General features: G+C 67.8%; 26 protein-coding genes. 5 read left to right on the top strand and 21 right to left on the bottom strand.

All coding sequences use genetic code 11. The features are described from left to right. Positions 1-212 precede the first annotated feature (212 nt). From ehuA to ACZ7KI_RS36590, 6 genes are all read right to left on the bottom strand, one after another. Complete coding sequence (gene ehuA / locus ACZ7KI_RS36615; protein ID WP_470277594.1) at positions 213-977, bottom strand: ectoine/hydroxyectoine ABC transporter ATP-binding protein EhuA; 765 nt, start codon at positions 975-977, stop codon at positions 213-215. A 7-nt stretch (positions 978-984) separates the two neighbouring features. After that, on the bottom strand, positions 985-1,641 hold the full coding sequence (gene ehuD, locus ACZ7KI_RS36610) for an ectoine/hydroxyectoine ABC transporter permease subunit EhuD (protein WP_470277591.1): 657 nt from the start codon (positions 1,639-1,641) through the stop codon (positions 985-987). Further along, positions 1,641-2,336 carry an ectoine/hydroxyectoine ABC transporter permease subunit EhuC gene (gene ehuC / locus ACZ7KI_RS36605; protein WP_470277590.1) on the bottom strand — a complete coding sequence of 232 codons (696 nt, stop codon included), beginning with the start codon at positions 2,334-2,336 and terminating at the stop codon, positions 1,641-1,643. Before ehuC ends, ehuD begins: the two co-directional genes overlap by 1 nt. A gap of 13 nt (positions 2,337-2,349) precedes the next feature. Next, on the bottom strand, positions 2,350-3,243 hold the full coding sequence (ehuB, locus tag ACZ7KI_RS36600; RefSeq protein WP_470277589.1) for an ectoine/hydroxyectoine ABC transporter substrate-binding protein EhuB: 894 nt from the start codon (positions 3,241-3,243) through the stop codon (positions 2,350-2,352). Positions 3,244-3,360: 117 nt separating this feature from the next. Then, positions 3,361-5,340, bottom strand: coding sequence for a protein meaA (locus ACZ7KI_RS36595; RefSeq protein ID WP_470277593.1), 1,980 nt, complete (start codon positions 5,338-5,340; stop codon positions 3,361-3,363). After that, positions 5,340-8,234: an AfsR/SARP family transcriptional regulator gene (locus ACZ7KI_RS36590; RefSeq protein WP_470277588.1), complete on the bottom strand. Its 2,895-nt coding sequence runs from the start codon at positions 8,232-8,234 to the stop codon at positions 5,340-5,342. Before ACZ7KI_RS36590 ends, ACZ7KI_RS36595 begins: the two co-directional genes overlap by 1 nt. Before the next feature lie 148 nt (positions 8,235-8,382). On the opposite strand from ACZ7KI_RS36590, the gene ACZ7KI_RS36585 reads away from it, so the two are divergent. Further along, on the top strand, positions 8,383-8,910 hold the full coding sequence (locus ACZ7KI_RS36585) for a hypothetical protein (RefSeq protein WP_470277587.1): 528 nt from the start codon (positions 8,383-8,385) through the stop codon (positions 8,908-8,910). A gap of 46 nt (positions 8,911-8,956) precedes the next feature. Here the strand turns inward: ACZ7KI_RS36585 and ACZ7KI_RS36580 are convergent, their stop codons facing one another. Both ACZ7KI_RS36580 and ACZ7KI_RS36575 read right to left on the bottom strand, forming a co-directional pair. After that, the gene (locus tag ACZ7KI_RS36580) at positions 8,957-9,511 is read right to left on the bottom strand and encodes a hypothetical protein (protein WP_470277586.1); all 555 of its coding nucleotides are present in this window, start codon (positions 9,509-9,511) and stop codon (positions 8,957-8,959) included. Between the two features lie 73 nt (positions 9,512-9,584). Then, the gene (locus ACZ7KI_RS36575) at positions 9,585-10,112 is read right to left on the bottom strand and encodes a hypothetical protein (RefSeq protein ID WP_470277585.1); all 528 of its coding nucleotides are present in this window, start codon (positions 10,110-10,112) and stop codon (positions 9,585-9,587) included. A gap of 115 nt (positions 10,113-10,227) precedes the next feature. On the opposite strand from ACZ7KI_RS36575, the gene ACZ7KI_RS36570 reads away from it, so the two are divergent. From ACZ7KI_RS36570 to ACZ7KI_RS36560, 3 genes are all read left to right on the top strand, one after another. After that, positions 10,228-10,851 carry a LysE family translocator gene (locus tag ACZ7KI_RS36570; RefSeq protein WP_470277584.1) on the top strand — a complete coding sequence of 208 codons (624 nt, stop codon included), beginning with the start codon at positions 10,228-10,230 and terminating at the stop codon, positions 10,849-10,851. Between the two features lie 61 nt (positions 10,852-10,912). Next, entirely contained in the window at positions 10,913-11,575 is a 663-nt protein-coding gene (locus ACZ7KI_RS36565; protein ID WP_470277583.1) for an LPXTG cell wall anchor domain-containing protein, read from the top strand. Between the two features lie 77 nt (positions 11,576-11,652). Next, complete coding sequence (locus ACZ7KI_RS36560) at positions 11,653-12,525, top strand: trypsin-like serine protease (protein WP_470277582.1); 873 nt, start codon at positions 11,653-11,655, stop codon at positions 12,523-12,525. A 397-nt stretch (positions 12,526-12,922) separates the two neighbouring features. Here the strand turns inward: ACZ7KI_RS36560 and murA are convergent, their stop codons facing one another. Beyond that, a complete protein-coding gene (murA, locus tag ACZ7KI_RS36555) occupies positions 12,923-14,200 on the bottom strand; it encodes a UDP-N-acetylglucosamine 1-carboxyvinyltransferase (RefSeq protein ID WP_465461414.1) in 1,278 nt (425 codons plus the stop codon). A gap of 61 nt (positions 14,201-14,261) precedes the next feature. On the opposite strand from murA, the gene ACZ7KI_RS36550 reads away from it, so the two are divergent. Further along, the gene (locus ACZ7KI_RS36550; RefSeq protein ID WP_470277581.1) at positions 14,262-14,834 is read left to right on the top strand and encodes a cob(I)yrinic acid a,c-diamide adenosyltransferase; all 573 of its coding nucleotides are present in this window, start codon (positions 14,262-14,264) and stop codon (positions 14,832-14,834) included. A 32-nt stretch (positions 14,835-14,866) separates the two neighbouring features. On the opposite strand, the gene ACZ7KI_RS36545 is transcribed toward ACZ7KI_RS36550, so the two are convergent. The 12 genes from ACZ7KI_RS36545 to ACZ7KI_RS36490 all read right to left on the bottom strand — a co-directional run bounded on the left by ACZ7KI_RS36545 (position 14,867) and on the right by ACZ7KI_RS36490 (position 24,753). Further along, on the bottom strand, positions 14,867-15,019 hold the full coding sequence (locus ACZ7KI_RS36545; RefSeq protein ID WP_470277580.1) for a hypothetical protein: 153 nt from the start codon (positions 15,017-15,019) through the stop codon (positions 14,867-14,869). A gap of 89 nt (positions 15,020-15,108) precedes the next feature. Continuing rightward, positions 15,109-16,344: a 3-phosphoshikimate 1-carboxyvinyltransferase gene (aroA, locus tag ACZ7KI_RS36540; protein ID WP_470277579.1), complete on the bottom strand. Its 1,236-nt coding sequence runs from the start codon at positions 16,342-16,344 to the stop codon at positions 15,109-15,111. A 33-nt stretch (positions 16,345-16,377) separates the two neighbouring features. Further along, positions 16,378-16,812, bottom strand: coding sequence for a DUF2550 domain-containing protein (locus ACZ7KI_RS36535; protein WP_465461418.1), 435 nt, complete (start codon positions 16,810-16,812; stop codon positions 16,378-16,380). 25 nt (positions 16,813-16,837) lie between these two features. After that, positions 16,838-17,203, bottom strand: coding sequence for a F0F1 ATP synthase subunit epsilon (locus tag ACZ7KI_RS36530; RefSeq protein ID WP_470277578.1), 366 nt, complete (start codon positions 17,201-17,203; stop codon positions 16,838-16,840). A gap of 114 nt (positions 17,204-17,317) precedes the next feature. Continuing rightward, positions 17,318-18,742, bottom strand: a complete 1,425-nt coding sequence (gene atpD / locus ACZ7KI_RS36525) for a F0F1 ATP synthase subunit beta (protein ID WP_037320060.1) — start codon at positions 18,740-18,742, stop codon at positions 17,318-17,320. Then, positions 18,742-19,680, bottom strand: a complete 939-nt coding sequence (locus tag ACZ7KI_RS36520) for a F0F1 ATP synthase subunit gamma (protein WP_470277577.1) — start codon at positions 19,678-19,680, stop codon at positions 18,742-18,744. The genes atpD and ACZ7KI_RS36520 overlap by 1 nt, the downstream gene beginning before the upstream one ends. A gap of 11 nt (positions 19,681-19,691) precedes the next feature. After that, positions 19,692-21,329 (bottom strand): F0F1 ATP synthase subunit alpha, encoded by a 1,638-nt coding sequence (gene atpA, locus ACZ7KI_RS36515; RefSeq protein WP_470277576.1) that lies wholly within the window; start codon positions 21,327-21,329, stop codon positions 19,692-19,694. 53 nt (positions 21,330-21,382) lie between these two features. Then, positions 21,383-22,204, bottom strand: coding sequence for a F0F1 ATP synthase subunit delta (locus ACZ7KI_RS36510; protein WP_470277575.1), 822 nt, complete (start codon positions 22,202-22,204; stop codon positions 21,383-21,385). 6 nt (positions 22,205-22,210) lie between these two features. Beyond that, positions 22,211-22,771, bottom strand: a complete 561-nt coding sequence (locus ACZ7KI_RS36505; protein ID WP_470277574.1) for a F0F1 ATP synthase subunit B — start codon at positions 22,769-22,771, stop codon at positions 22,211-22,213. Positions 22,772-22,804: 33 nt separating this feature from the next. Continuing rightward, a complete protein-coding gene (locus tag ACZ7KI_RS36500) occupies positions 22,805-23,059 on the bottom strand; it encodes an ATP synthase subunit c family protein (protein ID WP_044852450.1) in 255 nt (84 codons plus the stop codon). 61 nt (positions 23,060-23,120) lie between these two features. Then, a complete protein-coding gene (gene atpB / locus ACZ7KI_RS36495) occupies positions 23,121-23,918 on the bottom strand; it encodes a F0F1 ATP synthase subunit A (protein ID WP_470277573.1) in 798 nt (265 codons plus the stop codon). 379 nt (positions 23,919-24,297) lie between these two features. Next, positions 24,298-24,753 (bottom strand): hypothetical protein, encoded by a 456-nt coding sequence (locus ACZ7KI_RS36490; RefSeq protein WP_470277572.1) that lies wholly within the window; start codon positions 24,751-24,753, stop codon positions 24,298-24,300. Positions 24,754-24,774: the final 21 nt, after the last annotated feature.

The following is a 24,774-nucleotide window of genomic DNA, read 5'->3' as shown; positions in this document are numbered from 1 at the left end:
CTTGCGTGGGCCCGCTCCCGCCGTGTCCACCACGACGCGTTCGTCTTGTCCCGCTATAGAGGTGCAGCCGACCAGCACTTATGCGACTTCGCCGGGCCCCTGGCCTTCAGGGTAGGGAAGGGGACCTTCACATCAGCGAGGCGATCACGCCATGTTTGCCTTACCCCTCAATAGAACCCGAATCGCCACTCACGACCCGCTGTACCGACGCCTCACGCGCGGTCGATCACGGCCTTGAGGAACCGTCGCGTCCGGTCGTGATCGGGATCGTTGAACAGCTTCTCCGGCGTGGCGTCCTCCAGGACCCGCCCCTGGTCGAACATCATCACCCGGTCCGAAACGTCCCGCGCGAACTGCATTTCGTGCGTGACACAAAGGATCGTGATGTCGGTCGACGCCGCGATCTCGCGCAGCACCCGCAGCACGTCCGCGACGAGTTCGGGGTCCAGCGCGGAGGTGACCTCGTCCAGCAGCAGCACGTCCGGCCGCATCGCGAGCGCGCGGGCGATCGCGACGCGCTGCTGCTGGCCGCCGGAAAGCCGGGTGGGATGCGCGTCCTTCTTGTCCGAAAGCCCCACCATCTCCAGCAGTTCGACGGCTCGCGCTTCGGCCTCGTCCCGGGAAACGCCGAGCGAGTGGATCGGCGCCTCGGTGATGTTGCGCAGCACGTTCATGTTGGGGAACAGGTTGAACTGCTGGAACACCATGCCGATCCGCTTGCGCACGGCCCGCAGGTACTTCTCGTCGGCGGGTACCAGTTTCTCGCCGCGTTTCAGGTGACTCAGGTAGTCACCGCAGACCTCGATGGTGCCGCCGTCGACCTTCTCCAGTGTCATCAGCAGCCGCAGGATCGTCGTCTTCCCGGATCCGCTCGGCCCGATCAGCGAGACGAACTCCCCTGGCGCGACGGTGAAATCGAGGTCCCGCAGCACCACGTGATCGCCGTAGGACTTGACCACCTGCGAGAACCGGATCATCGGGGAATCAACTGTGGGCGGCACGGCGCTCCAACCTTCTCACCAGAATCGAAGCCGGCAGGCTCACCAGCAGGAACAGCACCCCGGCCAGGGTGTAGGGCTCGATGACGCGGAACGTGTCGGCGCCGACCTCCTTCGCCCTCGCCAGGACGTCGACGACGCCGATCGCCAGCAGCAACGGGGTTTCCTTGAACATCGAGATCGTGTAGTTGCCGAGGGCGGGCAGTACCCGCGGGACCGCTTGCGGCAGGACGACCGCGGTCCACACCCGTGACCTCGGCAGATTCAGCGCGGTCGCGGCCTCCCACTGTCCTTTCGGGACGGCTTCGATCCCGGCACGGTAGACCTCGGCGGCGTAGGTCGCGTAATGCACGCCGAGCGCCACCACACCGGTGACGAACGGCGACATCGTGAACCCCGTCAACGGTGGCACGACGTAGAAGATCGCGAACACCTGGATCAGCAACGGAGTGCTGCGGACGAACTCGATGAACAGCCGGACCACCTGTGACAGCACGGGAATCCCCGTCCGGCGGATCAGCGCGAACACCAGCCCGAGCGCGTACGCGACGACGGACGCGAGCAGGGTGATCTCGACGGTGACGAGAAGCCCTTCCAGCAGCAGCGGAATCGAGTCGAACGCCGCTTCCCAGCTCCAGTCCATCACACACCTCCCGCGGTGGCCGTCATCTTGGCCGGAGCCCGGCCGAGCCGCCGCGCCGCGATTCGTTCCAGCAGCCGCATGCCGCTCGTGATCATGAGCGCGAGCAGGAGGTAGAGCACGAGTTCGGTGCCGTAGATCCAGCCGATCTCGGCACTGAACACCGGCCGCAGCAGTTCACCTTGGCGCGCCATCTCCGGGACACCGATGAACGACAGCAGGGCGGTGCTCTTCAGCAACTGGATGAAGAGATTGTTGAACGGTGGCAGCATTTCCGCGAACGCCTGCGGCAGGATCACCCGCCGCATCCGCTGGGCGGGGGTCAGATTGAGCGCGATGGCGCCTTCGAACTGCGCGCGCGGGACCGAGTTCACCGCGCCTCGGACGATCTCCGCGCCGTAGGCCCCGTGGTTGAGCCCCAGCACCAGGATCCCCGCGAACATCGGGACGAGCTGCAGGCCGACCAGTACCGGAAGGACGAAGTACAGCCAGAACAACTGGACGACTTCCGAGGTGCCACGGAAGATCTCGACGTAGACGCGGGAAATCCCGCGCACCGTCCGGGACGGCGATCTCAGCGCGAGCCCGGCGACCAGGGAAAGCACCACGGTGAGCGCGATCCCGCCGAGCGCGGCGGCGACGGTCGCGGTCAGTCCACTGAGGACGGTGGTGATGATGTGCGATACCGACGACGACATGACGTCAGCCCCGTTACACCGCGCAGAGTTTCTCGGTGGTGACGTCGGCCTTCGGCAGGTTGTCCGCCGAGAAGCCGAACGGCGTCACGATCTTGGTCCATTCACCGCTGTCGTGCAGTTTCTTGAGTTCGGCGTTGAACGCCTCGCGCAAGGGGTTGTCGTCCTTGCGGAAGACGAAGGCACCGGCGGAGACGACCGGCTTGCCGTCCTTGACCGGGTCGAAGCCCGGGGTCACTTCCGCGGCGGCGCCCGGACTCTTGGCCAGGACGTCCTTGAGGGAGATGTCGGTGAGCGCGGCGCAGTACACGCGGCCGTCGGTGACCGCGCGGAGCATGTTGTCCTGCGAATCGAGGGTGACGATCTGGTCCTCGGCGACACCGGAGTCGGTGGCGTAGCCCTTCTCCACGGCCGCCGAGAGCACGGCGACCTTGACCTTCTTGGCCGCGATGTCTTCGAACTTCAGCACCTGCTGCGGATTTCCCTTGGGCACCAGCAGAGCGGTCAGCGCCGAGTAGTCGGGGATCGAGAAGGCCGCGGCGTCGCACCGCTCCTTCTTGATGTTCATCCCCGCCGCGACGATGTCGTACTTCCTGGCGTTGAGCGCGGGGATCAACTGATCGAAGGAGACCGCTTCGGCTTCCACGTTGTCGATACCCATGGCCTTGAAGACGGCGCGGGCGACTTCGGGTGCCTCGCCGGTGACCTTGCCGCTCTGGTCCGTGAAGCCGTAAGGCGCTTCGTTCGCGATTCCGATCTTGATCTTCTTCGCGTCCTTGGCCGCCTGCAGCGCGTCCCCGGAAGACGTCGACGTGCACGCGGACAACAGCACCGGGCCGCCGATCGTCACCGCTCCCAGAACAGCCGACCGCCGGAAGAATTCTCGCCTCGACCACTCGCCGTGCGCCATCGCCGCACCCCTTTTCGATTAATCGGTTTAATCGAAACGTAGGTGGGTACCTTTGTCCGGGCAGTGTGAGCGGCTCACTCACCATCCGCCGTTACGGTACCGAGATTTACGGTGACTTTACGTGCTCAGACCGTGGCGCTCCCGCACCAATCCGACAATTCCGTCCATGATGTCGGTGAGTTCGTAGTCCTTGGGCGTGAAGACCCGCGCGATCCCGCGCTCCAGAAGGAGCTTCTCGTCGTCGGGCGGGATGATGCCGCCGACGATGACCGGGATGTCGCCCGCGCCCGCGGCCCGCAGCCCGTCCACGACCTGGGGCACGACCTCGAGATGCGAACCCGAGAGCACCGAAAGCCCGACCACGTGCACGCCCTCCTGGACGGCGGCCGCGACGATCTGTTCCGGGGTGAGCCGGATCCCCTGGTACACCACCTCGAAACCGACGTCGCGCGCCCGCACGGCCACCTGCTCGGCGCCGTTGGAATGCCCGTCGAGACCGGGTTTGCCGACCAGGATCCGCAGCCGCTCGCCGATCTCGGTGCTCGTCGCCTTGACCCGATCGCGTACGCGGCGGAGCTCCTCGTTGCCCTCCCCCGCCGCCGCGGAAGCGGAAACCCCGGTGGGAGCGCGGTATTCGCCGAAGACCTCGCGCAGCGCCCCCGACCATTCGCCGGTGGTGACGCCGGCGCGGGCGCAGTCGATCGTGGCCTCGAACAGGTTCTCCGAGGTCTTCGCGATGGCCTTCAGCTTCTCCAGCGAAGACTCGACTGCCGCGTTGTCGCGGTGCGCCCGCCATTCCTCGATCGCGCTGACGGCCTGTTTTTCGACGGCCGGGTCGATCGTTTCGATCGCTTTGGCACCTTCGGCTTGCAGCGGTGACGGCTCCGTGGTGTCGAATTTGTTGACCCCGACCAGGATCCGCTCGCCGTTCTCCATACCGCGCCGGTACTCGGCGAGCGAGGCGACGAGTTGCGACTTCATGTAGCCGCTCTCGACGGCCGCGACCGCGCCGCCGAGATCCTGCACCCGCGCGATCTCTTCACGCGCGCCGGCCATGATCTCGTCGACCTTGGCCTGGATGACGTGCGAGCCGTCGAAGATGTCCTCGTACTCCAGCAAGTCGGTTTCGAAGGCCAGCACCTGCTGCATCCGCAACGCCCACTGCTGATCCCACGGCCGGGGCAGGCCGAGCGCCTCGTTCCAGGCGGGCAGTTGGATCGCGCGCGCCCTGGCGCCGCGGGAAAGCGAGACCGCGAGCATTTCCAGCACGATGCGCTGGACGTTGTTCTCCGGCTGAGCCTCCGTGAGTCCCAGCGAGTTGACCTGGACGCCGTAGCGCAGCCGCCGCGCCTTCGGATCCGTTACGCCGTAACGATCACGGGTGATCTCGTCCCAGAGCGCGGTGAACGCGCGCATCTTGGACATCTCTTCGACGAACCGCACCCCGGCGTTGACGAAGAAGGAGATCCGCGCGACCACCTTGGCCATGTCGGCCTGTTCGACCTGACCGGAATCCCGGACGGCGTCGAGGACGGCGATGGCGGTGCACAGCGCGTACGCGACCTCTTGTGTCGGCGTCGCACCGGCCTCCTGCAAGTGGTAGCTGCAGATGTTGATCGGGTTCCATTTCGGCACGTGGTGCACCGTCCACGCGATCATGTCGGTGATCAGGCGGAGGCTCGGCCCCGGCGGGAAGATGTACGTGCCGCGGGAGAGGTATTCCTTGATGATGTCGTTCTGCGTGGTGCCGGTGAGTTTGGCCAGCACCTCGTCGACGTCACGGCCCTCGGCTTCGGCCTGCTCGCGCGCCACGGAGACGTAGAGCGCCAGCAGCCACATGGCGGGCGCGTTGATCGTCATCGACGTGTTGGCCTCGGCGAGCGGGATGCCGTCGAAAAGGCGGCGCATGTCCCCGAGATGCGAAACCGGGACGCCGACCTTGCCGACCTCACCCTTGGAGAGCTGGTGATCCGGGTCGTAGCCGGTCTGCGTCGGCAGATCGAAGGCGACCGAGAGACCTGTCTGCCCCTTGGCGAGGTTGCGTCGGTAAAGCTCGTTGGACGCGGCCGCGGACGAGTGACCGGCGTAGGTCCGCATCACCCAGGGTCGGTCCCGTTCACGGTCCGTGGGATAGGGCACGGTGCACCTCCGGCGCTGGACGACCCACCGAGTGTACCGGCCGGTAACATCTGCCGCGCAGTTGAACCGGACACAGTCGGGTCATTCTCGGGCTGATCGAGCTCGCCGAGGATGGCGATGGCGTGCTGCCAGGCGGCGTTGGCGGCCCCCGAGTCCCCGGCGGCCTGATGGACGTTGCCGAAATGCGTGAGCGTCCCGGCTTCGTTGTAGCGATCACCCAGCCGTCGGAACAGGTCGATCGCGTGCCGGTAGCAGGTGATGGCCTCCTGCCGAAAGCCGAGATGGTGGTGGGCGTGGCCGAGGCTGTCCCAGGTGTGGGCCTCGCCGGAACGGTCGCCGAGCGCCTGATGCAGGGCGAGGGCCTGCCGGCACCAGGTGACGGCCTGCCGGTGGTCGTCGAGCTGGGCGTGGCACCAGCCGATCTGATTGAGCGCTCTGGCCTCCCCGTCCTGGTGTCCGTCGGCCCGGAAGAGCCCGAGAGCCAGCATGGCGTGGTCGCGCGCCTCGGCGTAGTGACCCTGCCGCTCGAACATCCAGCCGAAGTCGAGATGGGTATGGGCCTGGCCGGCCCGGTCGCCGAGCCCGCCGAACAGGACGAGGGCGAACCGCAGCTGCGTGTGGGCATCGGCGAACCGGCCCAACCGGACATAGGCGCCGGCCAGGCTGTCGTGAGCGTGGGCCTCGGCGGGCCGGTCGGCCAGTCGGCGCGCGGCCTCCACGGCGGAGCGCTGGGTGGCGGCCAAGTCGTGCCAATGCCCCCGCCGTTCGAGAAAAGTCGCCAGTGTCCAAGCCAGCTGGTAGGTGTACGCGTCCGATCCGGAGGCGGCGGCCGCGTCGATGACGGCCAGCAGCGTGGGACGTTCGAGGGTGAACCAGGTCAGCGCCTGCCGGAGATCGGCGAGCGGCGCGACGGTGACTCCCGTCGTGGGTGGGGGCACCGTGATCGGATGGGCACGATGCGGTTGGAGCAGCAGGGCCGCGGCGTGGGCGGTGTGCAGATAGTGGTCGATCGACCGGCGCCGGGCCGTCCGGTCGCCGCCGCCGTGGGCCCTGGCCTGTTCGGCGGCGTAGGCACGCAGCAGGTCGTGGAAGGTGTACCGGCCCGGCGCGTGTTCGGTGAGCAGGTTGGCCCGCGTCAGCTCGGTCAGCGGCGCTCGCACCGCCGGAAGCGGGACACCGGCGAGGCTGGCCGCGGCCGCCGTCCCGATGTCCCGTCCGGGATGCAGGCCCAGCAGGCGGAACAGCCGGGCGGCTCCGGTGCTCAACGCCCGGTAAGACCAGGAGAACACGGCACGGACGTCGGTGGCGCCATCACCGCCGTGGAGGGCGTCCAGCACGCAGGTGACGTCGTCCAGCTGAGCCGCCACCGTGGCGAGCCGGAAGGCGGGGCGAAGGGCGGCCCGTGCCGCGACAACGGCCAGCGCCAACGGCAAGCCCGCACATCCGGCGATGATCGCCGCCACCGCGGCGGGTTCGGCCGCCACCCGGTCCGGTCCGAGCCGCCGGACCAGCAGCTCCCTCGCCTCGGCCGGGGACAGCAGGTCCAGCGCCAGTGAGTGGGCGCCTTCGACGGCGATCAGCGGCGCGAGCTGGTCACGGCTGGTCACCAAGACCAGGCAACCGGCGGAGCCAGGCAGTAACGGACGGACCTGTTCGACGTCTCCGGCGTTGTCCAGCACCACCAAGGCCCGCTTGCCCGCCAGGACACTGCGGTACAGACCGGTCAGCGCGTCGCGATCGGCGGGGAGCCGCGCCATCGACACGCCGAGGGCGTCCAGGAAACCCCGCAGCACGTCGGCCGGGTCCAGCGCCGCACCCGCCGGGTCGAATCCGCGCAGGTCGACGTACAACTGCCCGTCCGGGAACCGGGCAGTCACCCGGTGTGCCCAATGCACGGCCAGCGTGGTCTTCCCCGCCCCCGCCGTCCCGGACACGGCGGAGACGGCCACCTCTCCCCTCTCCAGCACCGCGTCCAAAGTGGACAGTTCGACCGCGCGGCCGGTGAATCCCGGCACCGCCGGGGGCAGCTGGGCCGGGCGGGCAGGCGGGCCGCCGCGGGCGGGAGCGGGGACGAGCAGCCGGGGATCGTGGCCGAGGATCCGCCGGTGGATGGCGGTGAGTACCGGAGTCGGTTCCACGCCGGAGTTCTTGACCAGCGCGGCGCGAGCGCGGCGATACGCGGTGAGCGCGTCGGCCTGCCGTCCTGCCTGGTAAAGGGCCGTCATCAACAGTCCCCACAACCGTTCGTGCCCAGGATGGCGACCGGTCAGCCGGTCCAGCTCGGCGACCATCCGCTCCCCTTCGCCGACCGCGAGACCGGCCTCGATCCGGTCCGCCACAAGGGAAACGCGGACCTGCGCCAACCGCCCGGCCTCGGCCCTCAGCGCGGGGGTGTCGGCGAATTCACCGTAGGCGTCACCCCGCCACAGCCCCAGCGCGGCGGTCAACCGCTCCACCGCGACCGTGGGCTCCCCCGCGGCCAACGACCGCCGCCCGGCCGCGGCGAGCCGTTCGAACCGGACCGCGTCGACCGCGTCCGGCTCCAGCAACAGCACGTACCCCGGACGGCGGGTCACGATCAGCTCCTGATCCGGCCGGTCACCGGCGGCCTGCCGCAGCGCTTTGCGCAGCAGCGACACGTATACCCGCGCTGTCCGGTCGGCGTCCGGCGGCGCCCGAAACCCCCAGAGGCCCTCGACCAGCGCGGGCAGGCTCACCACCCGGCCCGCGTCCGCCACCAGCAGAGCCAGCAGCGCCCGCAGCCGGGGGCCGCCCACCTCCAGCAGCCGCCCGCCCGCCTCGACCTCCAGCGGGCCGAGCACCCGGAAGGCCAGTCCCCTCACATCCGGCACCGGTGGTTAATCGATCCGGCGCCCGGCCTCATTACGCGGTAACCGGACCATAAACGAACCGTAGGCGGCCGCGGTCACCCTTCGGAGCACTGGCAGAACGCCACATCGCGAACCGGAGGAAGCCGATGAAGATCTTGAGGAGAAAGCCATGAGCCGCGAACTGGCCACCGAGGACGTCCGGCCGCGCGTCCACGTCAAACGCCGTCTGCTGCAGGCCCTGATCGCCGTCGCGGCGATCTTCGGCGCCGCCGGCCTGACGGCGGCGCCGGCGTCGGCGGTGCAGACCTGCACGGGAGGAGCGAGCAGCAACCTGTGCTTCGCGATCAACCGGCTCGACAACGGGCTCTTCGCCGTCCACGTCGGCATCGATGTGCACATGAGCCTGGCGGAGGCACAGGAGTACGTCGACGACGCCGGTGACCCGTTCATCGTGACGATCCGCGGTGACGACAGCGGCAAGCTCGCCGAATTCCTCTTCAACGTCCCGCTGACCGCGCTGGGAGCGAGCGCCGGTTTCGGCCTCAGCGGCGACTTCGACACCGTCGTGACCGGTAACGCGCTCAACGAGGACAGCGGCCAGGACGAACTCCGCGCCGTGGTCACGCTGATCGACACCGATACCAACACCGTCAGCGCGACCTTCGTCTCCAACCGCATCACCGGCAACTGGCCCTGAGTCTCCGGCGCCCGGGACGGTCACCTCGTGACCGTCCCGGGTTCTCCTAGGGATTTCGGTTGTTCCGCGCCTCTTCGACGGCCTTCGCCAGTTTTTCGCGGACCTTGCCGACCTCGCTGACCCCGACCAGGATGACCGGGGCCTTCCGGCCCTTGCCGTGGCCGGTGCCGTAGTTCGCCGACGCCCACGCCAGCACGCCGAGCCTGCCGAACGTGATCGTCCCGGTCTTGCCGGGACCAGGGGTGACGACGGGATCGTCCAGCTCCGCCAGCGGCGCGGACTCGTCCTTGCGGCGCACCAGCGAACTGGTCGCGATGACCCGGCCGTCCGTGACGGCGTAGGTGGTCGAGGCGAGCCGGAGGTAGCGGATGAGCGGCCTGCCGGCGAGATGGAGGACGCCCGCGACGGTGAGCACGAACCAGGCGATCATGTGGAACGCCGTTTCGTGGTGGTAGACGAAGAACGCGGTGACGCCGCCCAGCCAGAGCAGGCCGAACGGGACGTTGAAGTAGTCGCCGGGGTTGAAGAGGGGCCTGCGCACCGGATGTCCGGCCCAGATGACCCGTTCGCCCGGAAGGAGGTCGATCTGCCCCTCATGCATGCCAAGGCACACTACCCGTGACTCGCACGGGCGACAGTGTCCGTTCGTCGGTTCCCTTCCGGGCCGAACGGATCTAGCGGGGCGGCCGCTGTGCCGTCGCGATGAGGTCGCGAACGCGCCGGGCGTCTTCGATCCCGCTCAACTCGGGCAGCGCGTCGTCGTCGGTCTTGAGGAAGCCGGCGAAGAATCCCGTGCGTTTTTCGGAGGCGACCGTCCTGGTACTGAAGGTCACCGTCCCGGTCCCGTCACCGTGCTCCACCATCTGCGGCGGCCCCAACGCCTCCAGGTAGGCCGACGTGCTCAGGTTGCCCCTGACCCAGGCCACCACCCGCTGGTCGGTCACGGCGTACGAAGTGGACTTCAGCTTCAAGTAGCGCTGGATCGGCTGCCAGATCCAGCCCAGCACGATGAAGACCAGGATGATGTACCAGAAGGCAGGGAACTCCTCCCCGTCTCGCGTGTAGAAGTAGTACCAGGCGCCCATGATCGCCAGTCCCGGCACGATCATCAGGTCGCTCTTGTCGAACGCCGAGAGGCGCTTGGGCGCACCTTCCCAGATCAAGCGCTCACCGGGCAGCAAACCCGTATCCCCCAGATACATGAGCGGACGATAAGTCCGCATCCTTCCCCTGGCCAGGGCTTTGCCGGAATCGTGACCGGCACTGTGACCGAAATCCGCGAGACCCGCCCACGTCCGGCGGCTAGCGTGGGCCACTGTGACGTGGAGTTCGTACAGCAGCTATCTGGTCATCGTCATCCTGATCGTCCTCGCTCCCGGCCCGGACACGATGGTGATGCTCAAGAACTCGCTGTCCGGCGGCAGCCGCGGCGGTTTCCTCGCCACGGCCGGGATCTTCGTGGCCAACGCGACCCAGGGCACCGCCGCCGCGCTCGGCCTCGGGGTCGTGATCGCGCAGTCGCAGCCGGTGTTCGTGACGCTGAAGTGGCTCGGCGCCGCCTACCTGGTCTTCCTCGGTTTCCAGGCGCTGCGCGGCGCGTGGCGGGGTGACTACTCCGGCGTCGACGCGGTGAAACACCAACGGGCGAGCGGGTTCCGCCGCTTCCGCGAAGGTTTCCTCTCCAACATCACCAATCCGAAGGTCCTCGTCCTGTACCTGTCGGTGCTCCCGCAGTTCCTCGACCCCGCGACGACGTCCGCGTGGCACGCGCTGCTGCTCGCCTACACCGTCGCGGTGCTGGGCTTCATCTGGCTGATGGTGCTCCTGCTCTTCGTGCACCGCGTGCGGACCTGGCTGGAACGCCGCAAGGTCCGCCGCGCGCTCGACGGCGTCACCGGCACCGCGCTGGTCGGTTTCGGCGCCGCGCTCGTGTTCGAGTAACCCCTACGGCCGTTCACGCGATACTCCATATGTCGCAATGGCGCGACTTAGGGAGGCTTCGATGAACAAGAAGACCTACGGCGTGATCGCCGGAGCCGCCTTCTCCCTCGTTCTTTTCGGCGCGGGCACGGCCGACGCCGTCGAGCACGGCGACAACGGCACTCCGCCCGGCCACGCTCAGGACACCACCAAACCGCAACCACCGTCCAAAGCGGACTTCTCCGGCCACGGCGCGAACAAGCACGGGCCGTACGACTCCACGCGGGACGGATCGCCGTCCGTCAACGGCAACGGCGGTGGCGAAGCCGCCGGGAAACCCTGCGCGGGCTGTGTCGGCAAGGCGGACAACAAGAACCCGCGCGGCCAGCTGCCCGGTGGCTCGGACGCCAACGCCGGCTACGAATGCGACCGCAACCACGGTGTCGGGCGCGGCAACCCGGCGCATACCGCCTGCGTACCGGACCGGACACCGCCCGCCACGAATCCGCCGGGCGGAACTCACCCACCCGAGGGACCGCGGGCCGGGGTCGCCGTTCCCGCTGTCGCATCGGCGGCGGCCCCCGCGGCGGCCGCCACACCCCGCGCCGACGTCGCCGTCGCGAGCACACTTTCGCTGGCCAAGACCGGTTTCGAGCTCGAATCCGCGCTGCTGACCGGGCTGGGATTACTGACCGCGGGCGGTGCCGCGGTGTTCGCGGGGACCCGGCGGCGCCGGAACGCGTGACTACTTTCGGCGGATGACTTTCCCGCGTCCACCACGTTGAATCCCGTCTCCAGAGCACCGAGACGAGGAGGCCGTTCGTGAGGTTCACCCCCGCCGCCACCGTCGCGGCGCTGGCCGCCGCCTTGCTACTGGGCGGCGCCACCGCCGCGCCCGCCATCAACTCCTACAACGCCACCCCGGCGCCGGAACGCACGGAAGTCGGCGCGCTCGTCGCCACCTGGGACAACGACGACGATCCGGCGACACCCGACCGGGTCGACTGGGTGTGCTCCGGCACCATGGTCGACGCCGACACGTTCCTCACCGCCGCGCACTGCACCACCGACTGGCCTGCCAACGTGCGGTTCTTCGTCTCATTCGACCAAGACGTGCAAGCGGGTCTCGACGCGGCGGCGAAGAAGTACCCCGGCGACCCGGCCGCGATCGCCAAGGCCGTCGCCGTGGAGGGCGTCGCGCACAGCGAGCCCGGCTACCCGGGCAACTCCGCCGATTCGCACGACATCGCCGTCGTCCAGCTGCCCGCCAAGCAGGTCGCCGCACGCTGGACCTTCACCCCCGCCAAGCTGCCGAGCGCCGGTCAGCTCGACAAGCTCGGCCCGCAGGGCCTGAACTCGACGCCGTTCGTGGTCGCGGGCTACGGCACGCAGGAGGCCGTCAACGGCCCAGGCGGCCACACTCACCCGGGCGGCGGCGTCCGCATGAAGGCGCCCGTCACCTTCAACGCGCTGAACAACACGTGGGTGCGGCTCGCGATGACAGCGCCCCAGGGCAACGGCGGCGCCTGCTACGGCGACTCCGGCGGGCCGAACTTCGCCACCGTCGGCGGCCAGCGCGTCCTCGTGTCGACGACCATCACCGGTGACGGGCCCTGCTACGCCACCAACGTCACCTACCGGCTGGACTCGCCGACGGCGCGGAACTTCCTCGCCGCGTTCGTCGCCCTGCCCTGATCGCGCCCGCGCCGATCACGACCGGTGGGCCGGCAACTGACCAGCATATGAGCGGTGATTCGGCGAGGCGATCGCGGAGTCCGTGAAGGCCTCCTTCCCTACCCTGAAGGTCAATGCCAGGAACTTAAGGTCGGTGGCGTGGTGCTGCTTTAGCGTGTTTTCCCTGGTCAGGGGTGGGTCCGTGAAGGCCTCCTTGAGGGACCCAGAGTCCCTCAAGGAGGCCTTCACAGACTTGGAAATACGGGCAAATGCTACTCAAACGGACAATTTACCACGGTAAGCGTCCTTTATGGACGATCAGGGAAACCTCAGGCACCGTCGCTTAACTTCCTGGCATTGACCCTGAAGGTAAGTGAAGGAGGCCTTCACGGACACGCGATCAGCCGCGTGAAGGAGCTCAGGATGCGCGCTCGGGTTCCCCCGCGACGCGCTCGATACGGGCGCCGAGCCGGTTCAGGTTCTCCACGAAATGCGGGTACCCGCGGTCGATGTGGAAGACGTCCCAGACCTCGGTGACGCCGTCCGCGCACAGCCCGGCGAGCACCAGCCCGGCGCCGGCCCGGATGTCCGACGCCCACACCGGCGCGCTGGAAAGCCGCTCAACGCCACGGACGACGGCGTGGTGGCCGTCGGTGCGCGCGTCGCCGGAGAGCCGCATCATCTCCTCGATGAAGCGGAACCGCGCCTCGTAGATGTTCTCGGTGATCATCGACGTCCCGTCGGCCACCGCCGACAGCGCCACCGCGAACGGCTGCAGGTCGGTCGCGAAACCGGGGTACGGCAACGTCACCCAGTCGACCGCCTTCGGCCGCTCGGGCTGGACGATCCGGAAGCCCTTGCCGTCGAACGTCTCGACCTCGGCGCCCGCCAGGCGGAGCTTGTCGAGGACCAGGTCGAGGTGGTGCGGGTTGACGCCGCGGACGGTCAGGTCGCCTCGGGTCATCGCGGCGGCGAACGCCCAGGTCGCGCCGACGATCCGGTCGCCGATCACGCGATGCTCGGTCGGGTTCAGCTTCTCGACGCCCTCGACGGTGAGGGTCGAGGTGCCCGCGCCCTCGATCTTCGCGCCCATGTCGGTGAGCATCGTGCAGATGTCGACGATCTCGGGTTCGCGCGCGGCGTTGTCGATGACCGTGGTGCCCTCGGCGAGGACTGCGGCCATCAGGATGTTCTCGGTGGCGCCGACACTCGGGAAGTCCAGCCAGATCTGCGCGCCGCGCAGGCCGTCGGCCTTCGCCACGACGCAGCCGTGCTCGATGGTGCTGGTGGCGCCCAGCTTGCGGAGGCCGTTCTGGTGCATGTCGAGCGGCCGCGAGCCGATCGCGTCGCCGCCGGGCAGCGCCACGACGGCCTGCTTGAGCCTGCCGACCAACGGCCCCAGCACGCAGACGGACGCGCGCAGCTTGCCCATCGCGGCCGAATCGGCGCGGTGCGACAGCTCGGCGGGGGTGGTGATCTTCGCGGTGTCGCCGTCGATGACGACGTCGCAACCCACACTGCGAAGGACGTCACCCATCAGCGGGACGTCCAGGATCTGGGGGCAGTTCGTGATGGTGGTGGTGCCCTCGGCCAACAGGGCCGCGGCCATCAATTTCAGGACACTGTTCTTCGCCCCGACCACGTCGACCTCGCCGACCAGCCGTGCTCCGCCGTGCACGTCGAAGTGCTCACTCATGGGCGCCAATCATGCCCTCTCGTCCCGATTTGCCTTACGCCGGGCCGGTAGAGTCGGTTCCATGGTCGTTCGCATCAACCGCGTGTACACGAAGGTCGGCGACAACGGCACCACGGCGCTCGGTGACGGTTCGCGTGTGCCGAAGACGTCGCCGCGGCTGTCCGCGTACGCCGACGTCGACGAAGCCAACTCCGTGATCGGGCTCGCGATCGCGATGGGCTCTCTGACGGCGGAAATCACCGAGGTCCTGCGTGCGGTGCAGAACGATCTCTTCGACGTGGGCGCGGATCTGTGCGCGCCGATCGTGGAGAACCCGCCGTACGAACCGCTGCGCATCACCGAGCGGTACATCGAGCGGCTCGAAGGCTGGTGCGACGAGTTCAACGAGCGCGTGCCGAAGCTGACGTCGTTCATCCTGCCGGGTGGCACCCCGGGGGCGGCTTTCCTGCATCAGGCCCGCACGGTCGCCCGGCGGGCCGAGCGCTCCGGCTGGGCGCTGTACGAGGTCGAACAGGCCACGACGAACCAGCTGGCGATCAAGTACCTGAACCGGCTTTCGGACCTGCTGTTCATCCTGTCGCGGCTGGCGAACCCGGACGGCGACATCCTGTGGCAGCCCGGCGGAGCGAGCTGAAGGACGCTTTCACCGCGCCCTTCAGCTCACGCTCAGCCCTGTTCCTGTGCTGCCCAATAGCGCTCGAGGTCGACGTCGGGCGTTCCGTCCTTGCCCGGGTCTATCGCCTTCATCGTGATCGTGTCCTCAAGGGACGCGGATTCGGGAAGGTGGCTCCAGCGGTTCATGTCCTCGCTCTGAGTCATGGACCGAGAATAGACGTGGATCACGTCCCTAGCCCGGTAGAAATGCCGCTTCGTGATGATCCCATGTTTCCGCGGGCGCATTTAGAGGACTAAACGCCCCAGGAGGCGCGGAGGGTGGCGAGGGCGTCATGGAAGCCGGGGAACGTCTTCTTCACACAACCCGGGTCGTCCAGCGTGATCCCCTCGGTACGCAGCCCCGTGACGCTGAACGCCATCGCGATGCGGTGATCCCGCCGGCACTTCACGAGCGCCCCCGTCGGCACACCAGGTTGGATCTCGATCCAGTCCCGCCCCGTTTCGACCGCGACACCCACCGCGCGCAGGTTCTCCTCGCAGGCGGCCAGCCGGTCGCATTCCTTGATCCGCGTGTTGTAGACGTCCTCGATCCGCACCGGCCCGGCCGCGAACGGCGCGATGGCCGCGAGCGTCGGCACGGTATCGGAGATGTCGCGCATGTTCACCGTGACGCCGCGCAGCCCGCCCGTTCCGGTCACGGTGACCGCGTCCGGGCCCACCTCGACGTCCGCGCCCATCTGCCGCAGGACTTCGACGAACCCCAGATCCCCTTGCAGCGCGCCCGCGCCCAGCCCCGGGATCGTCACGGACCGGCCGGTCAGCGCGGCTGCGGCGAAGAAGTAGCTCGACGTCGAAGCGTCGGGCTCGATCTCGTAGCGGCAGGCCCGGTACGGCGTGGGCGGCACGACGAACGTGTCGCCGTCCCGGACGACCTCGACACCGAAGCGCCGCATCATCGCGATGGTGATCTCGACATACGGCACCGAAACGAGGTCGGTGACGGTGATCCGCAGTCCCTCGGCGGTCAGCGGGCCGACCAGCAGCAACGCGGTCAGGAACTGTGACGACAGGCCCGCGTCCAGCGTGATGTTCCCGCCCTTGATCCCGGCGGCCCGGACCACCAGCGGATGGTGCCCCGGCGAGCCTTCGAAGGTGAGGTCGACGCCCAGTTCGAGCAGCGCGTCGGTGAGCGGCCCCAGCGGCCGGGCGCGCATCTGCTCGGACGCGTCGAAACGGAAGGTCCCGTGGCCGGCGGCGGCCAGTGTGGGGAGAAAGCGTGCGGTGGTGGCGCCGTCGCGGCAGAAGACCTCGGCGCTGTCGACGGCGGGGCCTTCGGGACGGCCCTCGATGGTCCACTCACCATCGGAACGGGTGACCTGATAGCCGAGCTTGACCAGGCCCTCGGCGAAGCCCTCGGAGTCGTCCGAGCGCAATGGCCTGCTCAGCACCGTCGTACCGTGCGCGGCGGCCGCGAGAAACAGGCCTCGGGCGGTGATCGACTTCGAACCGGGGATGTCGACGATGGTCACGGCGTGAGCATACGACGTCCCGGCGGAACCGATTCAGGAAGCGCGCGGCAGCCGACGTCCGGGCGGGGCCGACTCCAGCCAGGAGAGGAAGCCGGTGAGGGCGCCGGGGCCCATCGCGATCTCGATCGCCTCCTGCGTGGCGGATTCACACCGCAGGACGATCGAACCTTCGGGGACGGCGTACGCCTCCGTGCCGGACGGATCGCGCCTGTCCGCGATCTCCATGCTCACGCGCTGGAACACGCGGTCGGGGCCCGTGCGCAGGCTCCAGACGCGGAACCAGACGAACTGCTCGCCCTCGTAGCGGCCCAGCCCCAGATGCCAGCTGGACCGCGCCTCGTCCGGACGCCACCGCAGCGCGACGCTCACGCCGCCACCACGGCGCATCCGGACCCATCGCAACGAATACCAGGCCGCGAGCACGGCCAGGATGGTCAGGGCCCCGAGAACACCCACGGCGATTTCCACGGCCCGGCCCCTGTCCTTCGCCCGGTCAGACTGACTGACCGGCCGCGCGAAGCTGGGCGGTCGCCCTAGCCCGCTCTTGCTCGTCTTCGCCGCTCAGCGCCTTCTTGGCCGCATCGACGTCGATCTCGTCCGAAAGCTCCGCGCTCTCGGCGAGGATGCTCACGCCGGTCGCGGTGACCGACAGGAAACCGCCGTGCACCGCGGCGGTCACGGTCTCGCCGTCCGTGGTCGTCACCTTGACGATGCCACCCTCGACGAGCTGCCCGAGTACAGGCTCGTGACCGGCCATGATGCCGATCTCGCCCTCGGTGGTCTGCGCCACCACGAACGTGGCGGTACCGGACCAGAGACGGCGCTCGACGGCTACCAGCTCGACAGAAATCTCAGCCACGTAGCTTCCCTTCACCTCAGGTGCTGCCACCGAGTCTAATAGTCAAAGTTCCAACTATGCGAACGGCGGGACCAGCGTCCACAGTAGACACTGATCCCGCCGCTCATCGGAACATCACTTCTTGGTGATTTCCTTGTACTTCTTCTCGAGGTCTTCGAGGCCACCGATACCCAGGAACGCCTGCTCCGGGTAGTGGTCGAAGTCGCCCTTGGTGATGCGGTCGAACGACTCGATGGTCTCCGACAGCGGCACGGTCGAACCCGGCTGACCGGTGAAGGCCTCCGCGACCAGCATGTTCTGCGACAGGAACCGCTCGATGCGACGCGCGCGCTGAACGGTGAGCTTGTCCTCTTCCGAGAGCTCGTCCATCCCGAGGATCGCGATGATGTCCTGCAGCTCCTTGTACTTCTGCAGGATCCGGATGACCTCGGAGGCCACGCGGTAGTGGTCCTCACCGACGATGGCCGGGTCGAGAATGGTCGACGTCGACGCCAGCGGGTCCACCGCCGGGAAGATGCCCTTCTGGAACACGCCACGCGAAAGCTCCGTGGTGGCGTCCAGGTGGGCGAACGTCGTCGCCGGGGCCGGGTCGGTGTAGTCGTCCGCGGGGACGTAGATCGCCTGCATCGAGGTGATCGAACGACCACGGGTCGAGGTGATCCGCTCCTGGAGCTGACCCATCTCGTCGGCCAGCGTCGGCTGGTAACCCACGGCCGAAGGCATGCGGCCCAGCAGGGTCGACACCTCGGAACCGGCCTGGGTGAACCGGAAGATGTTGTCGATGAAGAGCAGCACGTCCTGGTTCTGCACATCGCGGAAGTACTCCGCCATGGTCAGCGCGGACAGCGCGACCCGCATACGGGTGCCCGGCGGCTCGTCCATCTGGCCGAAGACGAGGGCGGTGTCGTTGATGACGCCGTCCTCGGACATCTCCAGGAAGAGGTCGTTGCCCTCACGGGTGCGCTCGCCGACACCGGCGAACACCGAGGTACCACCGAAGTTCCGGGCGACACGGGTGATCATCTCCTTGATGAGCACCGTCTTGCCGACGCCGGCACCGCCGAACAGGCCGATCTTGCCACCCTCGACGTACGGGGTCAGCAGGTCGACGACCTTGAGGCCGGTCTCCAGCATCTTCGTCTTGCCTTCGAGCTGGTCGAAGGCGGGCGGGTTACGGTGGATGCCCCAGCGCTCGAGGTCGTCGCCGTAGCCGGGCTCGTCGAGGCACTCGCCGAGCGCGTTGTAGACGTGGCCCTTGACCTTGTCGCCGACCGGGACGGTGATGGGGCCGCCGGTGTCGGTGACCTCGGCGCCACGGACGAGGCCGTCCTGCGGCTGGAGCGAGATGGTGCGGACGAGGTTGTCACCGAGGTGGCTGGCGACCTCGAGCGTCACCGTCTTGCGGAGCTGCTCGAACTCGATTTCGACCTTGAGCGCGTTGAACTGGTCGGGAACGGAACCGCGCGGGAATTCGACGTCGACGACCGGGCCGGTCACCGAGACGATGCGCCCCTTGGCACGGGCTTCAGTACTGGTCATCAGTCATCACTTCCTGCTGCGGTGAGAGCGTTCGCTCCACCGACGATTTCGGAGATCTCCTGGGTGATCTGCGCCTGGCGGGCCTGGTTCGCCTCCCGCGTCAGCGTGTTCACCAGATCGTTCGCGTTGTCCGACGCCGCCTTCATCGCGGTACGGCGAGCCGCGAGTTCGGACGCCGCCGACTCGAGCATCGCCGCGAAGATCCGCGTGTTGATGTACTTCGGCAGCAAGGCGCCGAGCAGCTTCTCGGCGCTGGGCTCGAACTCGTAGCTCGGGAGCAGACCTTCGGGCTTCACCTCGTCGCCCTCGGTGTACTCGACCTCGAGCGGCGCGACGCGTTTGGCCGTCGGACGCTGGGTGAGCATCGAGACGAACTCGGTGTAGACGACGTGGATTTCGTCGACACCCAGGATGCCGTCGGCGTTGCCCGCCTCGTCGTCGGCGCCGTTCAGGAACGACTCGACGATGAGCTCACCGGCGGTCGCGGCGTTGACGTAACCCGGCTGGTCGGAGAAGCCCGTCCAGCCTTCGGTCACCTCGCGGCCGCGGAACCGGTAGTAGCTCAGCCCCTTGTTGCCGGTCACGTACAGCACCGGCTCCTTGCCCTGCTCACGCAGCAGCGTGAGGAGCTCCTCGGTCGCCTTCAGCACGTTGGAGTTGTACCCACCGCACTGACCCTTGTCGCTGGTGATCACGAGGACCGCCGCGCGCTTCGGGTTGGGGCGCTCGACCAGCAGCGGGTGGTCGAGGTTCGCCGAGGCGCTGGCCAGCGCGGAGAGCACGTTCGTGATCTCGTCCGCGTAGGGCCGCGACGCCGCGACCTTCGCCCGCGCCTTGGTGATGCGCGCGGTGGCGATGAGCTCCATCGCCTTGGTGATCTTGCCGATGGACTTGGTCGCCTTGATACGCGACCGGAGTTCTCGGAGTTGTGCGGCCATGAGCTACCAGCTCACTTCTTCGGTGCGGGCTTGTTGACCTTGACGGTCTCCTGCCCGACCTTCTCGGCGTCCATCGCGTCGGAGACCTCGACCAGGCTCTTGCCCTCGGAGGTGGTGAACTCCTTCTTGAACTCGTTCACCGCGTCGACCAGCCCGGAGGCGGTCTCCTTGGAGAACTTGCCCGATTCGCGGATGTCCTTGAGCAGCTCGCCGTGCTTGCGGCGCGCGGAGTCGACGAACTCGTCGCGGAAGCGGCGCACGTCCTCGGTCGGGACGGTGTCGAAGTGGCCGTTGGTACCGAGGTACACGGTGACGACCTGCTCCTCGACCGGGATCGGCGAGTACTGCGGTTGCTTGAGCACCTCGTACAGCCGGGCGCCACGCTCGAGCTGCGCCTTCGACGCGTCGTCGAGGTCCGAGGCGAAGGCCGCGAAGGCCTCCAGCTCGCGGTACTGCGACAGGTCGATACGGAGCGAACCCGAAACGTCCTTCATCGCCTTGACCTGCGCGGCACCACCCACGCGGGAAACCGAGATACCCACGTCGATGGCCGGGCGCTGACCGGCGTTGAAGAGGTCCGACTGGAAGAAGCACTGACCGTCGGTGATCGAGATGACGTTCGTCGGGATGTAGGCCGACACGTCGTTCGCCTTGGTCTCGATGATCGGGAGACCGGTCAGCGAGCCCGCGCCCAGCTCGTCCGAGAGCTTCGCGCAACGCTCGAGGAGACGGGAGTGCAAGTAGAAGACGTCGCCGGGGAAGGCTTCACGGCCCGGCGGGCGACGCAGCAGCAGCGAGATCGCGCGGTAGGCGTCGGCCTGCTTGGTCAGGTCGTCGAACACGATGAGGACGTGCTTGCCCTCGTACATCCAGTGCTGGCCGATGGCCGAGCCGGTGTACGGCGCGATCCACTTGAAGCCGGCGGAGTCCGACGCGGGGGCCGCGACGATGGTGGTGTACTCCATCGCGCCGGCGTCCTCGAGGGACTTCTTCACCGCGGCGATCGTGGAGCCCTTCTGGCCGACCGCGACGTAGATGCAGCGAACCTGCTGCTTCGGGTCGCCGGAGTCCCAGTTGGCCTTCTGGTTGATGATCGTGTCCACCGCGACCGCGGTCTTGCCGGTCTTGCGGTCACCGATGATCAGCTGACGCTGGCCACGGCCGATCGGGGTCATCGCGTCGATCGCGGTGATACCGGTCTGCAGCGGCTCCGACACCGGCTGGCGCTCGACCACCGAAGCGGCCTTGACCTCCAGCGGACGGCGGCCGGTGGTCTCGATCTCGCCGAGGCCGTCGATCGGGGCGCCCAGCGGGTTCACGACGCGGCCGAGGTAGCCCTCGCCGACCGGAACCGAGAGGACCTGACCGGTCCGCTTGACCTGCTGGCCTTCGACGACGGTCTCGAAGTCACCGAGGATCGCGGCACCGATGGAGCGCGCGTCCAGGTTCAGCGCCACCCCGAGGACCCCGCCGGGGAACTCGAGCAGCTCGTTGGCCATCGCCGAGGGCAGGCCCTCTACGTGGGCGATGCCGTCACCGGCGTCGATGACGACGCCAACTTCTTCCCGGCTCACGTCCGGGGCGTAACTCGAGACGTAGTTCTCGATCGCGCTACGGATCTCATCCGAGGAGATCGTCAGCTCCGCCATTTCAATCCCGCTCTCGCTTCGTTCGTGCCAGTGTGCAAAGTCGTTGTGGTGGGTCAGCCGGCCAGCCGGCGACGCAGGGCGTCGATGCGCCCCGCGGTGCTGCCGTCGATGACCTCGTCGCCGACGCGGACGACGAGTCCGCCGCCCAGTGACGGGTCGACCTCGACGTGCAGCGCGAGCTGCCGCCCGTAAAGGGCGTTGAGCTTCTCGCTCAGCCGAGCGTGCTGCTCGTCGGACAGCGCGCTCGCGCTGGTCACCTGGGCGACCGAGCGCTGACGGCGTTCCGCGGCCAGCTGGACCAGCCGCTCGAGGGCGTTGGCGACCCCGCGGCCCTTGGCGCGCAGGACGACCTGCTCGACGAGGGTCTCGGTGACCACGTCCACCTTGTCGGCGAACAGGGTGCGGACGAGGGTCCGCTTCGCCTCGGCGGGAGCGGTCAGGTCGGACAGCGCCTGTTCGAGCTCCGGCGCACCCGCAACGATACGAGTGACCCGGAACAGCTGGTCTTCGACAGCGTCGATGTTCCCGGACTTCTCCGCACTGGTGAGCAGCGCCGAGCGGCCGAGGGCCTCGAGCCCGTCGGTCATTTCGCGCGGGCTCGACCAGCGGCTGCCGGCCACGGAGTCGAGCACCTGCAGGGCCGGTTCGGAAACCTTGCCCGCGAGGATCCCGCGAGCGAGGCCGATCCGGGCTTCGGGCGTCGCCGAACCGTCGGCGACGGCCCGGCGCAGGCCGATCTCCCGGTCCAGCAGGGCGACGACCGAAAGCAGCTCGTCGCCGACCGTCGCCGGGTCGGTACCCGCGGCGGCCAGTACCTCGCCGAGACGATTCTCGGCGAGGTCGAGCGCTTCACGGCTCGCAGCATGCAGCGTCATTCTGGTCTACTTTCCCGCTCCGTTGGAGGCGCCCGCGGTCTCCAGCTCGGCAAGGAACCGGTCCACGGTGCCGTGGCGGCGCGCGTCGTCCGCGAGCGACTCGCCGACGATGCGGCTGGCCAGCTCGACGGAGTTACGGCCGAGTTCGGCGCGCAGCTCGGCGATGATCTGCGCCTTCTGGGCCTGCAGCTGAGCCTGGCCCTGGGCGACGATGCGCTGGGACTCGGACTCCGCCTCGGCCCGCAGCTCCGCCTTGATCTGCTCGGCTTCGAGCCGGGCGTCGTCGCGGATCTTCGCGGCCTCGGAACGGGCTTCCGCCAGCTGCGCCTTGTACTGCGCAAGGTTTTCTTCGGCTTCGGCCTGTGCCTTCTCGGCCCGCTCGATGCCACCCTCGATCAGCTTGGTCCGCTCTTCGTAGGCCGTCTCGAAACGCGGGACGACGTACTTCTTCAGAACGAACAGCAGCAGAAGGAAGGCGATGAAACCGAGGATGAGCTCGGGAATGTGCGGCACGATCGGGTTGGGCGGCGCTTCGGCGGCGGCCAACGCCAATTCGGTCTTCAGCACAACGTCTCCTTAAGCGGTGAGCGGAACTCAGCCTTAGGCGGAGGCGAGGAAGTAGATGACGATACCGATCAGCGCGAGCACCTCGGTCAGCACGAAGGTCGAGAAGGCGATGCTCTGCAGCTTGCCCTGCGCCTCCGGCTGACGGGCGGTGCCGTTGATGACCGCGGCGAAGATCAGACCCACACCGATACCGGGGCCGATCGCGCCGAGGCCGTAACCGATGGCGGCGAGACCCGGGTTGATGTTGGTAGCGGCCTCGGCAGCCTGCGCAAGAACGATGTTGCTCACGTGCGTTTCCCTTCAAACTCGGTCCGCGCGACTCACGCGGATCGGGGGCTTTTGGTGTTTCTCAGTGCTCCGACGCCAGCGCGGCGCCGATGTACCCTGCGGACAGCAGTGCGAAAATGTATGCCTGCAGGACCTGGATGAATGCCTCCAGGAAGGTCATCGCGATGGCGAAGAGGAACGCCACCGGCGACGCGACCTTCACGATTCCTTCGCCCTCGGTCAGCAGGAAGCTCCCGCCGAGCGTGAAGACCATGATGATCAGGTGACCGGCGAACATCGCGGCGAACACCCGGATGGCCAGGGTGGCCGGTGCGATGAAGAACTTCTGCGCGAACTCGATGGTGGAGTACAGCGGCAGAACGAATCCGGGAATACCGGCCGGCGCCAGTTCCTTCTTCAGGTAACCCTTGAAACCGTGGCGTTTGAACCCGACGTAGTGGTACACCGGGTAAACGACAAGGAACGCGAGAGCGACCGGGAAGCCGATTCGCGCCATAGTCGGGAACTGGAAGAACGGGAGGATCCCGAAGATGTTGTTCACCAGCACGAAGCTGAAGAGGCCGAGCACGAGCGGGATGAACGGCTTGAAGTCGGCAGAGCCGATCTGTTCCCGCGCGATGTTGTTGCGGCCGAAGTTGTAAATCGATTCGGCGATGAACTGTCCCTTGCCCGGGACGACCTTCAACCGGCGCGAAGACACCATGAAGTAGGTGACGAGGATGATCAGGGAGATGACCACCAGCAACATCGGCTTGGTGAAGCTCAACCAATAGCCGGAGCCGAACAACGGCGGTAGGTTGAAGTCTTTGACGCCAGGCGGCGTGAACTCCGCACCCTCGGCTAGTACCAGCGCGCCCACTGGGCTCCTTCCGGTTCTCCCGGCCGGCGTTCACTCCGCCGGGGGAATCGTCACGATCTGGACTTAACGTACCCGACACGTATCGGGCCGTCGGAGGCGGCCACCCCACGTTGTGCTGAACACGGTTTCACGTTCCGCACACGAGGATTCTCGATGCAGTGCTCCCGGGAGACAGACGCCTACCAGCGGGTACGAGGGGACGATTCAACACCGTCGCCACACTGCTGTTCGGGGTTCGTCATCGGGAGCCGGCAGCCGAGGCCGCCGCCCATACGCGGACCATATCAGCAGGTACCGGCGGGCCGTACAGGCGTACTACATTGCCCCCGATCGGCCGAGGACCTAGGTCCCGACCCAGGTCAGGACCTCGGTCCCGCGATCAGCGGGAAGCGGGGATGATCGTCGGGATCTTGGTCTTGCGGAACGCGGCGAACTCCACGGCCGCGGCCACGAGAATCGCGACGATCATGGTGACGCCCAGCGCCATCGGGTGGATCGAGGTCACTCCGCGAAGCAGGCTCAGCGCCGCGAAAAGCAGGACGATCTTGAGCACGTAACCACCGAGAGCGATCACCATCACGAACATCGGGTCCATCCCCGCGCTGAAGCGCATGAGGCCCAGCGTCGCGAGCGCGGACACGATGGCGAGCACGCCGCCGATGACCGAGCCGAGCAGCCCGGGGAGTCCATTGAGGATGGTGAAGACCACGATGCACACGAGCACCGCGGGCGGGACCAGCATCAGGGACGCCTTCATCATCGCGTTGGCCGCCTGCAGAACCACCTTGGCGTGGGGGTTCTCCTCCGCCTCGACGGTCTTTTCGGTCTCGCTCACAGAAAGCTCCCTGGTCGTCTC

The organism is Amycolatopsis sp. NPDC039088, assembly GCF_055598845.1.
This window is presented reverse-complemented; position numbering and strand designations above follow the sequence as displayed.

Bases quoted from the DNA above. Each gene is read 5' to 3' on its own strand.
- ehuA (WP_470277594.1), bottom strand. From the start codon at position 977: ATGATCCGGTTCTCGCAGGTGGTCAAGTCCTACGGCGATCACGTGGTG.
- ehuD (WP_470277591.1), bottom strand. From the start codon at position 1,641: ATGGACTGGAGCTGGGAAGCGGCGTTCGACTCGATTCCGCTGCTGCTG.
- ehuC (WP_470277590.1), bottom strand. From the start codon at position 2,336: ATGTCGTCGTCGGTATCGCACATCATCACCACCGTCCTCAGTGGACTG.
- ehuB (WP_470277589.1), bottom strand. From the start codon at position 3,243: ATGGCGCACGGCGAGTGGTCGAGGCGAGAATTCTTCCGGCGGTCGGCT.
- ACZ7KI_RS36595 (WP_470277593.1), bottom strand. From the start codon at position 5,340: ATGCGGACCTACGCCGGTCACTCGTCCGCGGCCGCGTCCAACGAGCTT.
- ACZ7KI_RS36585 (WP_470277587.1), top strand. From the start codon at position 8,383: ATGAGCCGCGAACTGGCCACCGAGGACGTCCGGCCGCGCGTCCACGTC.
- ACZ7KI_RS36580 (WP_470277586.1), bottom strand. From the start codon at position 9,511: ATGCATGAGGGGCAGATCGACCTCCTTCCGGGCGAACGGGTCATCTGG.
- ACZ7KI_RS36575 (WP_470277585.1), bottom strand. From the start codon at position 10,112: ATGTATCTGGGGGATACGGGTTTGCTGCCCGGTGAGCGCTTGATCTGG.
- ACZ7KI_RS36565 (WP_470277583.1), top strand. From the start codon at position 10,913: ATGAACAAGAAGACCTACGGCGTGATCGCCGGAGCCGCCTTCTCCCTC.
- murA (WP_465461414.1), bottom strand. From the start codon at position 14,200: ATGAGTGAGCACTTCGACGTGCACGGCGGAGCACGGCTGGTCGGCGAG.
- ACZ7KI_RS36550 (WP_470277581.1), top strand. From the start codon at position 14,262: ATGGTCGTTCGCATCAACCGCGTGTACACGAAGGTCGGCGACAACGGC.
- ACZ7KI_RS36545 (WP_470277580.1), bottom strand. From the start codon at position 15,019: ATGACTCAGAGCGAGGACATGAACCGCTGGAGCCACCTTCCCGAATCC.
- atpD (WP_037320060.1), bottom strand. From the start codon at position 18,742: ATGACCAGTACTGAAGCCCGTGCCAAGGGGCGCATCGTCTCGGTGACC.
- ACZ7KI_RS36520 (WP_470277577.1), bottom strand. From the start codon at position 19,680: ATGGCCGCACAACTCCGAGAACTCCGGTCGCGTATCAAGGCGACCAAG.
- atpA (WP_470277576.1), bottom strand. From the start codon at position 21,329: ATGGCGGAGCTGACGATCTCCTCGGATGAGATCCGTAGCGCGATCGAG.
- ACZ7KI_RS36510 (WP_470277575.1), bottom strand. From the start codon at position 22,204: ATGACGCTGCATGCTGCGAGCCGTGAAGCGCTCGACCTCGCCGAGAAT.